This window comes from Cryobacterium sp. Sr8 (genome assembly GCF_004403225.1).
Classification (GTDB): domain Bacteria; phylum Actinomycetota; class Actinomycetes; order Actinomycetales; family Microbacteriaceae; genus Cryobacterium; species Cryobacterium psychrotolerans.
Genome location: NZ_SOHO01000065.1, coordinates 16731 through 28886 on the forward strand (window position 1 = coordinate 16731; position 12156 = coordinate 28886).

Here is a 12156-nt window from a genome sequence, read left to right on the forward strand (position 1 = left end):
ATGGTGTCCATCAGTACGTCCGCGCCCGGCAAGCTCTTCCTGCTCGGCGAGTACGCCGTTCTTGACGGGGCCCCGGCGCTCCTGGCGGCCGTAGACCGCCGCGCCCGGGTGACGATCAGCGACTCGGAATCCGGCTCCTGGCAGGTGAGCGCGCCGAACCTGGGCATCGTGAACCTCGCCCTCGGCGGCGACGGCGGCCTGCCGTCGGGCCTCGATGCCGCCGGGCGCTCGAAGCTTCGGGTGTTCGACGCGGTGCGTGAGGCCGTCCTGGCTCGCGCTCCTCGCCCGGCCCGGCCGCTCGCGATCACGATGGACAGCGGCGCGCTCTCGCGGGGCGGCCACAAGCTGGGGCTGGGGTCGAGCGCCGCCGTCGCCGTCGCTCTGACCGCCGCACTGGCCACCGCGCTGGACCTCGACCTCGACCGGGAGGCGCTGTTCCGCCTGGCCGAGCAGGCTCATCGGCGCGCGCAAGGCGGCGTCGGCAGCGGCGGGGATGTCGCGGCGAGCGTGTACGGCGGGCTGATCCGGTATTCCCGCGGCGCCGTTCCCGTGCCTCTCCGGTGGCCGGAGGAGCTGAGCGTCCTGGCCGTGGTTACCGGCGAGGGCGCCCTGACCACCCGGCTGGTGGGCCGCGTGGCCGACTATGCCGCAGAGGATCCCGCCCGGTACCGGGCGGATATCGCCCGCCTGGCAGGCCTGGCCGAGCGCGCCGAGGCGTCGCTCGCCGATCCGGACGCATTCCTGCGCCTGGCCGGCGACTATTTCTCGGCGCTCACCGTTCTCGACACCCATGCCCGGGCGGGCATCGTCACAGAGCGCCACCACGAGCTGCACGCGGTGGCGCAGCGAGTAGGCGGTGTCTTCAAGACCTCGGGGGCCGGCGGCGGCGACGTCGGCCTCGCCTTCAGCCACAGCGGGGAGCCCGCCGAACGGCTGGCCGCAGCCCTCGCCGGTGCCGGGGCCGCGGTCGTCCCGCTCGGCTTCTTCGCCGCCGGCGTCCACGGAGGTTCCAGATCATGAGCCGGTCCCGCATCCCCGGGTTCTACCAGTTGTCGGTCGAGGACCGGCTGAAGCTCCTGCACGAACGCGGGGTACTCGATGACGCCGACGACGCGGCCCTGCAGGACGGAACCGCCGCCCTCGCTGTGGGCGCCGCGGACCGGCTGATCGAGAACGTCATCGGCGTGTTCTCCCTGCCGATGGGCCTCGGCCTCAACTTCCAGGTCAACGAACGCGACTACCTCGTGCCGATGGTGGTCGAGGAACCGTCGATCATCGCGGCGGTGAGCTCCACGGCGAAGCTGGTTCGGCAGGCCGGCGGTTTCTCCAGCGTCGCGGATGAGCCCCTGCTCATCGGCCAGGTCCAGGTGGTGGATGTCCCCGAGCCCGAACGCGCGCGGCTGGCCGTGCTCGCGCACACACCGGAGATCCTGCGGCTGGCCAACAGCGGGCATCCGAACATGGTGGCGCGCGGCGGAGGCGCCCGGGACGTCGAGGTATTCCTCCGCGGGACGACGGCGCACAACGGCGAGCTGCTGGTCGTGCACCTCGTGGTGGATACCCGGGACGCGATGGGCGCCAATCTCGTCAACTCGATGTGCGAGCGCATCGCGCCGCTGATCGAGGAGATCAGCCAGGGGCGGGTGTTCCTTCGCATCCTCTCGAACCTCACCGACCGGGCGCTGGTGCGTGCCCGCGCCGTGATTGCCCCCGGGCTGCTGGAGACCGGCGAGTTCTCGGGCGAACGGGTGCGGGACGGAATCGTGCTGGCGAACGAATTCGCCGCGATGGATCCCTACCGGGCGACCACGCACAACAAGGGCATCATGAACGGCATCGACGCCGTCGCGATCGCGACCGGGAACGACTGGCGCGCAATCGAGGCCGCCGCCCACGCGTATGCCGCGCGCGGCATGCGTTACGCGCCGCTCACCGACTGGCGCACGGACGAAGACGGCAACCTGGTCGGCGAGCTGACCATCCCGTTGAAGGTCGGCACGGTCGGCGGGCAGGTCGAATCGAACCCGGCCGTGCGGCTGGCCCGCACGATCATCGACGTCTCCTCCGCCCGGGAACTGGCCGAGGTGATGGCTGCCGTCGGCCTGGCCCAGAACCTGGCCGCGCTCAAGGCACTGTCCACCACCGGCATCCAGCGGGGGCACATGCGGCTGCACGCTCGTGCCGTCGCGGCCGCCGTCGGAGCGAGCGGAACCCGGTTCGACGAGGTCGTCGAGAGACTCATCGCCGACGGGGAGATCAAGGTCTGGAAGGCCCGCCAGATCATGGAGGCCCTGGGCGAGACCGTGGAGGGCGGTGCGGCACCCGCGGCGGGTGCGCCCCAGGCCGCGACCCCCCAGGCGGTTATTCCCCCCGTGGCCGCGGCGCCCGCCCCGGGCGCCCACCTCGGCTACGGCAAGATCATCCTGCTGGGCGAGCATTCGGTCGTCTACGGTCACCACGCGATTGCCGCGCCGATCGGGCTGTCCGTCCGGGCGGAGGCCACCAGGGGATCGTCGGCGAGCGAACCGGTCATCTCCGACTGGGATGTCGATGGGTCCGTTCGCGAACCGATCCGGGTGGACATCTCACACCGGGTCGCGGCGCTGATCACCGAGCGCCTCGGCGTACCCGCGGCGGGGATGCGCGTCGACGTCTTCTCGGACCTGCCCCGGGCGAGCGGCCTGGGCGCCTCCGCCGCCTTCGCTGTGGCCGTGATCCGCGCGGTCGCCGCGTCGTTCGACATCCGGATCAGCGACGCCGCGGTGTCGCGCCTCGCCTTCGAATGCGAGCAGATCGTGCACGGCACGCCGTCGGGCATCGACAACACCGTCGCCACCTTCGGCAGGCCGATCCTGTTCCGCAAGACGGATGACGGCCGCCCCGAGATCAGCGACATCGTCACACCGCAGCCGATTCCGATCATCATCGGCCTCTCCGGTGTGAGTGCGATCACGTCGCAGACCGTGGGTCTGGTGCGGAGAGCCTGGCAGCGGAACCCGCGGCGCTACGACCAGATCTTCGCCCAGATCGACGGGCTCGTCCTGGCCGGAGTCGACGCGCTCCGACGCGGGGACATCGCCGACCTGGGCGAGCTGATGAACATCAACCAGGGCCTGCTCAATGCCCTGCAGGTGTCCAGTCCGGAGCTCGAGGAACTCGTCGCGATCGCCCGGCGGGCGGGCGCGCTCGGGGCGAAGCTGACCGGCGGGGGCGGCGGAGGCGCCATGATCGCCGTCGCGGAACCCGGCGGCACGGAACCGATCATCGCCGCCATGCGCGGGGCCGGCTACACGACGTATCTCACCGAGATCCGCTAGCTCCGGCGGGCTAACCGTTCGGGTAGAGCAGCGGAAGCTGGAGTGTCAGCCAGGGGCTGAACGCCCACGGGGTGGCGTTCACGGCCGTGATCAGCTGCGGCCGCTCCGCCCATCGCCATTCCATCACCTCGTCGGCGTGGGGAGCGATGTCCGAGGCCGTGGTCGCCGTGTAGACCGGGCAGATCTCGTTCTCCACGATTCCCGAGGCGTCCACGGCGCGGTAGCGGAAGTCGGGCAGCGCCGGGGAAAGCGTGTCGATCTCGATGCCGAGTTCGTGTTCGGCCCGCCGCACCACGGCATCCGCCAGCGCCTCGCCGGGCCCCGGATGACCGCAGAATGAGTTCGTCCAGACGCCGGGCCAGGCCTTCTTGGTCAGGGCCCGCCTCGTCACGAGGATGCGCCCGTCCCGGTCGAAGACGTGGCAGGAGAAAGCCAGGTGGAGCGGGGTGTCGAGGCCGTGCACGAATGCCTTGTCGGCGGTGCCGATCGGCGTTCCGTCCTCGGCGATCAGCACCACCAGTTCGCTGGGTTTCCCCGCGGGCTGCTCCCGGTCGCCTCGCAATCGATCCTCCACCACGTGCACCCATCCTCCGAACAGTTCGCATCCCAAATCTATGCCAGCCCCTCACCGGCCGTCGCCGGCTGAGCCGCCCGAAGTGCTTCCCGCTGCGGCCCCGCTAGGCCGTGTTGAATAAGTCTGTGTTGATTTAGATCAACGTGGCGGCAAGGGTGATACCGGCTTGGTAGTTGCGCGCCGTCTTGTCGGAGCGAGGTCAAAGCCGACCACATCGAGCCCTGCGTCGCGGAGGCCTCCCGCGATGAGCGATCCTGCCTCGCCCAGACCGATTGCAGCAACTTTGATGGCCTGAGTCATGTGATCACTCTCGCAGAGCGACAAGCGCCGGCCCGGATGTCAGTGCCACACGTCCGCCGCGACCTCGACGACCTCGCGGACCTTCGCCCACTGCTGTTCCTCACTCAGGTCGTTGCCGTCCTCTGTTGAGGCGAAGCCGCATTGCGGACTGAGCGCGAGCTGCTCCAGCGGCACGAACGTCGCCGCCTCCGCGATGCGTCGTTTCAGGAGCTCGCGGTCTTCCAGCTCGCCGCTCTTGGTCGTCACCAGCCCGAGCACCACGACCTTGTCCCCCGCGGGCAGATGGCGCAGCGGGGCGAAGGTACCGGCGCGCTCGCTGTCGTACTCGAGAAAATAGCCGTCGTAGTTGCACACCGAGAGCAACTGCTCAGCGACCGGTTCGTACCCGCCCGACGAGATCCAGGTCGAGCGGAAGTTGCCGCGGCAGACATGCGTCGTCACCGTCATGTCGTCGGGCTTGCCCGCGAGCGAGGCGTTGATCAGACGGGCGTAGCGCTCGGCCAGTCCGTCTGTGCGGATGCCGCGCTCCGCCGCCTTCGCGATCTCGACATCGGAGCACAGGTACGCCCACGCGGTGTCGTCGAACTGGAGGTAGCGGCATCCGGCATCGTAGAACGCGGCGATCGCATCGCGGTAGGCGCGGGCCAGGTCGTCGAAGGTGTCCTCGGCGGCGTCGTAGGCCGCGGGGTCCACAGCGCCACTTTCCAGCCGGAAGTGCAGGACTGTCGGGGCCGGGATGGTCATCTTCGGCAGGACAGCGGTCGTGGACTGCAGGAAACGGTAGTGCTCGATCATGGGGTGGTCGGCCGGGAACCTGATCGGCCCGGTGACCCGCACGCCGCGTGAGCGCGTCTGGACGCCCTGGAACTGGATGCCATGGTCGAGCTCGACGATCTCGACACCCTCCAGCCCGTCGAAGAAATCGAAGTGCCACCACGACCGGCGGAACTCCCCGTCGGTGGCGAGCTGGAGGCCTGCGTCGGCCTGCCGCGCCACGACCCGCACGATCTCAGCGTCCTCCACCTCGCGCAGCCCGGCGTCGCTCAGTGTGCCGGACTCGTGTCGTGCTCGCGCATCCTTGAGCGTCGGAGAACGGAGGAAGCTGCCGACGATGTCTGCACGGAATGGCGGGTTCACAGTCATGAGATCAAAACTACCGCACCGAGAGAACGCCTGCCCGATTTCGCCGGTGCCGTCAAAACACCACGGTGGTGTTGCCCGAGCGCACCACCCGGTCTTCGCAGTGCCAGGCGACAGCGCGCGCGAGCACCTGCCGTTCGACGTCGGCTCCATACCGGGCGAGGTCCGCAGCGGTTGCAGCGTGGGAGACGCGCACGACGTCCTGTTCGATGATGGGGCCTTCGTCGAGGTCCTTGGTGACGTAGTGTGCGGTCGCGCCGATGAGTTTGACTCCTCGTTCCTTGGCCTTCTGGTGCGGGGCGGCTCCGATGAATGCGGGCAGGAACGAGCGGTGAATGTTGATCACGTGAACGCCGAGTTCCTGGAGGAACTCGTCGGAGATGATTTGCATGTAGCGGGCGAGGACCACAAGGTCGACGTTTCCCTGGAGCAGGCGGAGGTGCGCGAGTACTGCTTCCTTCTTGTCACCGGTGACCGGCACGTGGAAGAACGGGATCCCGAACTGGCGCACTTCCACGGCGAGATCGGGATGATTCGAGACGACCATGGCGACGTCCATCCTGAGTTCTCCGCGGCGGTGGCGCCACAGCAGTTCGACCAGACAATGGTTGGACTTGGATGCGAAAATCGCCACCCGCTTCAGCTCGTGCGCCGAGGTCAGGGTCCAGGTCAGACCCTCGTTTTCCAGTCGCTCCCCGAACCTCGCCTCCAGCTCGGGGCGCCGGGCGCGCAGGTTGGCGAGATCGAAGACGGTGCGCTGGAAGAAATCCCCGCCCTCGGCGTCGGTCGAATACTGGTCGAGCGAAACGATGTTCGCTCCGAATTCCTGCAGGATCGAGGAGACGGTCGCCACGATCCCGGGACGGTCTTTACCGCGGCCGTCGACCGTGACGACGTTCCAGCCGAATGCCGCCCACTTCTCGGAGTACGGCTCGAACACGACGCGTTCTTCATCGAAGCTGGTCATGAGCTGGCGATTGCGGTCGACGAAGGCCACCACGTTGCCGAGTTCGTTGCTTCGGGCGGCCATCGCCGCCTCCCAGACCGAACCCTCGCCGGTCTCGCCATCGCCGAGCACGCCGAAGCCCCTGTGCGACTCGCCACGACCGCGGGCGCCCAGCGCCATGCCGACCGCAATCGGCAGGCCGTGGCCCAGCGACCCCGTCGAGCACTCGACACCCGGCAGCTGAACCTTGCAGGGGTGCATTCCGTAAGGCGCTGTCCAGCTGGCCGTAGGTGCTGACGATCCCCTCGTAGGAAAAGAAGCCGCGCATCGCCATCGCGATGTACATGCAGACGGCGGCGTGGCCCTTGCTCAGCACAAAGCGGTCCCGCTCCGGGTTGGCAATGTCGGTCGGATCGACGTTCAACCCGTAGTGGTAGAGCGCCGTCAGGATGTCCGCCACCGAGAGATCACCGCCGATGTGAGCGGCGCCCTCGTAGGTCCCGCACAAATGCAGAAGCTTCGATCTCAGTTCAAATGCGAGGTCTTCCAGCTCCTCGACGGTGTGCGGTTTTTCGCCCATTTGAAGGGTCGTCTGGCCCATCACATGCCTCCTCATTGATGACATTGATTGCCGCTTCGCCGCCGTTCCGGCGTTTTCATCGACTCTCGTTTGCGACCTGGTCCAGATTCTCGAACTTCCGAATCGAACCACTAAGACGATCTTGTTTATAAGTAAACAAGATTGAACTATGCTGACTCTCGACTGCGGACTACGAAGTCTGCAAGCGATTATCAAGACACAGAGAGTTGCTTTGACTTATGGCTGAAACAATAGAGACCGTTCGTACTGGTCTGTTCATCGGGGGTGTCCAGCGCGAAACGGTGGATGTGCTCGAGGTCGCAGATCCGGCGAAAGCCGGTGCTGTGGTTGGGTATGCGGCATCTGCCACCACCGCGGATGTCGCGGATGCGGTGGCGGCGGCAAAAGGCGCGTTCCCCGCATGGTCGGCGATGTCGGCCGTGGAGCGCGCCGCCATCATGGCCGAGGCGATCGCCGGGATCGCCGATGAGCGTGATGCAGATGCCGCGGTCCTGTCGCGGGAAAACGGGAAGGTCCGTTTTGAAGGCTGGATCGACTCGCTGGTGTTTGAAATCCGGTGGAACCTGGCATTGATGCTCGCCGGGGAAGTCGACACCGGGAAGACCCTCCCCGTGGTTCCGGGAATCCCGGTGTCCACCGAGGTCAGGTACCAGGCACTCGGTGTGGTCAGCGTGATCGTGCCCTTCAACTGGCCGATCGCCATCCTCGGCGCGGCGCTGCCACACGCGTTGCTGGCGGGAAACACGGCGATCGTGAAGCCGCCGCCCTCGGCACCCCTGGCGACGACGCGCGTGGTGCAGCGGATTGCGGAGAAGCTCCCCGCCGGTGTGCTGAACATAGTCACCGGATCGGACCAGAACATGGCCGGGTTGATCGACAGCCCCGACATCGCGAAGGTGTGCTTCACCGGCAGCGTCAATGGCGGGAAGCGAATCATGGAGATGGCTTCCAAGTCGCTCACCCGTTTGACGCTCGAGCTGGGCGGGAATGACGCCGCGATCTTCCTCGAAGATGCCATCCTGGATGACACCCACCTCGACCGCCTGTACGCGGCGATCTTCGATACGACCGGGCAGATCTGCATGAACGCAAAGCGCGTCTACGTGCACTCCTCCCGCCTCGACGAACTCGTCCAGGGTCTGACGGCCCGCCTGGAGAAGGTGCAGCTCGGCTATGGTCTGGATGCCGACACGACCATGGGTCCGCTGCACTCTCCCGTGCAGAAGGCCTTCGTCGACGAAATCATCCAGGACGCCAAGGACTCGGGTGCCGAGGTGCGCGAGTTCGGGCAGCTTCCCACCGGTGACCTCGCCGGCGGCAACTTCGTCCGCCCCGCCCTGGTGATCAACCCCGATCCGATGCTGCGTGTCGTGACTCTGGAACAGTTCGGCCCCGTCATCCCGATCATCCCGTTCACGACGGAAGCCGACGCTGTCGCCTCCGCGAACGACACGTGGGCCGGGCTCGGCGGTTCCGTCTGGACGGCGAGTCCCGAATCGGCGAGCCGCGTCGGCTCGCAACTGGCCTGCGGCTACGTCTGGGTCAACGACCACGGCGCCACCCGCCTCGACCTCCGCGCTCCGTTCGGCGGTATGAAGCAGTCCGGTTTCGGACGGGAACAAGGAATCGAGGGCATTCGAGCCTTCCAGGACACCCGTGCCATCGCCACGATAGACGCAGCAGCACTCGCGGCGCAGGCGCACTGATGGAGGGCTGTGGCCGGCGCGCTCGGCTGATTCAATCGAGCCTGTCGGCCACGGCCCACTGTCCGGACCCCTCGTGATCGGCCCATCGACATGAAGAACGTCCCCAACCACAAAACCACGCGCACAGGGCCCAGCCCGGTCGCCGGGGTATCGCCCGCGCCGACGGAGGACGTGACCATCTTGGAGCCGCTCAGCGATGTCATCGATAGCGAGAGCTTCACTCCGCGTCTGCTCGCTCTTGTCTCGAACGCCCTGGTCTGGCGCGAATCATTGCTGCTGCGGCGCGAGTTCAACCTCGGAACGAATGACTGGCGCGTGATCTCCGCCCTCGCGATCCGGCCCGGGGCCGCATCGACGGAGATCGCGGACTTCGTTGGAATGAACAAGGCCGTTGTGTCCAAGGCCACAAACACGCTGATCAAACGGGAGTTGATTGTCCCCGCGGAAGGCCCCCGCGGTTCACGGCCGCTGTACCTGACGCGCGCGGGCGCGGAGATGCACGACCTGATGAAGCCCATCTCGCTCAAGGGGGAGGAAATCATTCTCAGCGACCTCACCACCGATGAGGTCACCGAGCTGAAGGCCCTACTGGCTCGGCTCCTGCTCAAGACGCCCGAATTGTCGAGCGTCGCCGACGCACCCGCCTAACAGATAGGTAAGCGGGACACCCGGCAAACGACGAAAGGCCCCCGATTTCTCGGGGGCCTTTCTTGTCCGCCTGGGTTTTGCAAACAAAAACTCCTTCTTCTGCACCAAACCCTGTGTGGGTGTTTCAGCCTATTCGGGAGGCCTTGGTATCTGTGGGCACTTTGGGCGCCACCGTGAGGCCAATCCAGGCTAAGGCTCCAATCATTCCAGGACGCAGTCCGCCCCACCCATTCTCAGCGGCGCGCGCCTTGCGATCTCTTAGTGAATAGGCCGACCGGCGCGTCCCCCAGACGCTTGCAGCACTGGCTGCGGGATCCTCTTGTTCTTGATCTCATGCGCGACAAACGTGTAGGTCGATCCGAAGTGCCTCCGAATCGATGCGCAGGGCACGAAACAGGTTAGTCACCACCCTCAGGACTGCGCACAGGAACGTATCTTGGGGACTGCAGTCCTCAATCCACCTAGGGTTCCGGAGATGCAACCGGAACGGAAAGATGGTCCAGATCCAGCATTTCGGTGTCACGGTAAAGGGTCAGCGAGAACTCGTCCTCGCTCCAGATCTGTCCGGAGATGCTCGAGATCGCGCCACTGACGCCGGGTTGACTCGCGAACTTCGCTTTCGGCCTGCACTCGTTCGCGAGCGCCTCACCGAGCGCGCTCCACAGATGATACGCATCCCAATTGGATGGCTTCGGTCCATGAGCAGGACACAGCCGGTCAGCAATCGCGCTACTGGTCCGAGTCAAGTCGCCATTGGGCCTCAACCACTTGGCCAGGCTCGCTTCGGGGAAGACATGCTCGTCGGCAACTTCAGGAAGACTGCCTGATTTCACGATCACATGGAGCGTGACATTTGCCAGCGGCGCGTTCCAGTTGTCCGCTTGGACACGGAGCTCGACGACGTGGCTAAGTGCGCGCCCTAAGGGCGAGTCAGGGTTCGAATATTTGTCCTCGATCGTCTTTCGCAGGGGATCGAACCAATGTGTGATGGCGTCTGGAAACGCGAAGCGGCTAAACCTCCGCCCGACCAGGAAGGAAAACCGGCGCACAGCCCCAGCATCGTCTTGGTTGACGGCCCTAACGAAAGTCTTGCCTAGCAGCGCGATTTTTGAAACGGCGTGGATGTGTTCGAGGTCGACGAACATGCACTCGCCCCCGTCAGGCAGCCCAACGTAGCGAGGACGGAACCCTTCGGTCGCCTGTTTCGCGTCCGCCGCGGGCAGTTGCACGACCTTGGCGACGATTACATTCGGCCTGCTAGACAGCACGATGTCACACGTCTGCGAGATTATCGAAACGCCCGCGGGACATTCTTCGGAGCTGGCTCCGGTGACCGGGATTGCATCGAGGGAAAACATGTCACCCTGCCGTAATCCCAAGCAAAGTGACTCGACGTCCGATTCCTCGCCTATCAATTTGGAATGCCCACTAGCCGAGCAACGCTCGTAGCGACACTGGTATCGAGTTCACCCCAGTGTCTCCCGCTGCATTGGCGCGACGCAGAGCATCAAAATAGCTCAACGAGCTGTCACGCGGCGCCAGCAGCGCTGTCCTCTTCTCGCTCGGGGAGTCACCGGGAAGGGTGCGAATCAGCGCTACTAGCTTTGCGAGTGACTCATAGTTCTGCGCGTTCAGATTCCCGCCCGATCCCCACATATGAACTGCTCGTCGAGATACGCCAAGAAGCCTGGCGATTTGATCCCATGTCAGACCGCTCTCTTCGTGCAACGCAAGCACGAGGCTCGCAGGTGATTCTTTCGCTACGTCCCTTTCATGGCGCGGTGACGCATCGTTGAGCTGGCCCGAGAAGCTGTGGGCGGCATGGCCCGTGGCGGCGTCGTAGCCGACCACTTGATCCGCTCTGGCGACGCACATGCCGGTCGAGGTGGCAAACACGATGCCGAATGTCACGCCCATCGTGATCGGGCGAGAAAGGGTACCGGACGCGAGTACGCCGCTTGATGTTGATCCCAATGTCACGTTCAACCTCCGAATCGTTCCACGAACTTCTTTGTGACAGTCCACCGGAAGAACCGATAGGCCATCTCCGACAGTCGTCCGGCCTCTCTCGCCAGCGTCGGAGGATCGAATGCCACCTTCCCGTCGCTGAAGGAATCTAGATCCAAAGTCCAGCTCTTGTTTGCTGACGGCTCCAACGAAGGGTCGTGGGTTGCGCCCGCGGGGAGCAATGCCCACTTGGCAATTAGTTGGCCGCCCTGGGTTTCGTAAACGACCTGGTTGATGCTCTGAGCAATTTCTGCGTGAGGCTGCACCAGCCCCGTGGGAGCGCCGACCATCGAAGGGCGTACAAGGTCCTCCAGTTCAGCAATGTCGATGGCTTGATCAACTCGATTCACATAGCGGAAGCCGACGCGAGTCACCTGAGGTATGTCAATGGCCTCACGCACTTTCTCAAGAACGTGCTGGAATCTCGACAGAAAGTCCTGGCTGGACGTGTAGACCTTCGTCTCAAAAGTCACGAAGTTCGCCGCGAAATATACGCGCCAGTTCTCATCAGCTGAAATGAATTGGTGCACTACGCCACCATCAACAGCATTGAATCCCTCCGGGCCAAACGTTACTTCAACCTCCTTGTTTTGGGCACCCAAGGGATAATCCGCCGCGAGGGACAGGCCCACACGTTGGGCGACCGATGCGAAATCCGCGCGCATTAGAACGAGGTCTTGCCACCTCGCTTGCGCTAACACTCTCAGGAGGGGCGCGCGTGACAGCGGAATACTCACGATTGGCTCGGTACCGAAAGGCTCGACATCTATCCAGTCATCCATACTTCACACTGTACTTCACAAGCTGGGGCGCTGACAGTGAGCAAAACACTTCCGTTTGCCCTTTTGTCGCTTTTGGCCACGGCGGGTCGTGGAGTGGCCTTCCGTTCGTGGTGACAGAGCCGATAACGTTCGATT

At 65.1% G+C, this 12156-nt stretch carries 10 protein-coding genes and 1 pseudogene; 4 read left to right on the plus strand and 7 right to left on the minus strand.

From position 1 onward, the window contains the following. Both E3T54_RS13030 and E3T54_RS13035 read left to right on the plus strand, forming a co-directional pair. On the plus strand, positions 1-1020 hold the full coding sequence (locus tag E3T54_RS13030) for a mevalonate kinase (protein WP_134476057.1): 1020 nt from the start codon (positions 1-3) through the stop codon (positions 1018-1020). Beyond that, entirely contained in the window at positions 1017-3317 is a 2301-nt protein-coding gene (locus tag E3T54_RS13035; protein WP_134476058.1) for a hydroxymethylglutaryl-CoA reductase, degradative, read from the plus strand. Before E3T54_RS13030 ends, E3T54_RS13035 begins: the two co-directional genes overlap by 4 nt. A 10-nt stretch (positions 3318-3327) precedes the next feature. On the opposite strand, the gene idi is transcribed toward E3T54_RS13035, so the two are convergent. The 4 genes and pseudogenes from idi to E3T54_RS17750 all read right to left on the minus strand — a co-directional run. Beyond that, positions 3328-3894: an isopentenyl-diphosphate Delta-isomerase gene (gene idi / locus E3T54_RS13040; protein ID WP_241977222.1), complete on the minus strand. Its 567-nt coding sequence runs from the start codon at positions 3892-3894 to the stop codon at positions 3328-3330. Between the two features lie 336 nt (positions 3895-4230). Further along, complete coding sequence (locus E3T54_RS13045) at positions 4231-5334, minus strand: 5-methyltetrahydropteroyltriglutamate--homocysteine S-methyltransferase (protein ID WP_134476059.1); 1104 nt, start codon at positions 5332-5334, stop codon at positions 4231-4233. Between the two features lie 52 nt (positions 5335-5386). Further along, positions 5387-6538, minus strand: coding sequence for a formyltetrahydrofolate deformylase (gene purU, locus E3T54_RS13050; RefSeq protein WP_134476060.1), 1152 nt, complete (start codon positions 6536-6538; stop codon positions 5387-5389). Between the two features lie 19 nt (positions 6539-6557). Beyond that, positions 6558-6902 (minus strand): annotated as a pseudogene (locus E3T54_RS17750) (hypothetical protein); the annotation flags it as partial. Positions 6903-7096: 194 nt separating this feature from the next. Between E3T54_RS17750 and E3T54_RS13060 the strand changes: the two are divergent. Both E3T54_RS13060 and E3T54_RS13065 read left to right on the plus strand, forming a co-directional pair. Beyond that, positions 7097-8584 carry an aldehyde dehydrogenase family protein gene (locus E3T54_RS13060; protein ID WP_134476062.1) on the plus strand — a complete coding sequence of 496 codons (1488 nt, stop codon included), beginning with the start codon at positions 7097-7099 and terminating at the stop codon, positions 8582-8584. 171 nt (positions 8585-8755) lie between these two features. Continuing rightward, on the plus strand, positions 8756-9232 hold the full coding sequence (locus E3T54_RS13065; protein WP_134476063.1) for a MarR family transcriptional regulator: 477 nt from the start codon (positions 8756-8758) through the stop codon (positions 9230-9232). Positions 9233-9693: 461 nt separating this feature from the next. Here the strand turns inward: E3T54_RS13065 and E3T54_RS13070 are convergent, their stop codons facing one another. From E3T54_RS13070 to E3T54_RS13080, 3 genes are all read right to left on the minus strand, one after another. Beyond that, positions 9694-10590, minus strand: a complete 897-nt coding sequence (locus E3T54_RS13070; RefSeq protein ID WP_134476064.1) for a hypothetical protein — start codon at positions 10588-10590, stop codon at positions 9694-9696. 70 nt (positions 10591-10660) lie between these two features. Then, the gene (locus E3T54_RS13075; protein ID WP_134476065.1) at positions 10661-11218 is read right to left on the minus strand and encodes a helix-turn-helix domain-containing protein; all 558 of its coding nucleotides are present in this window, start codon (positions 11216-11218) and stop codon (positions 10661-10663) included. Continuing rightward, entirely contained in the window at positions 11215-12021 is an 807-nt protein-coding gene (locus E3T54_RS13080) for a TIGR04255 family protein (RefSeq protein WP_134476066.1), read from the minus strand. Before E3T54_RS13080 ends, E3T54_RS13075 begins: the two co-directional genes overlap by 4 nt. Between the last annotated feature and the right edge of the window lie 135 nt (positions 12022-12156).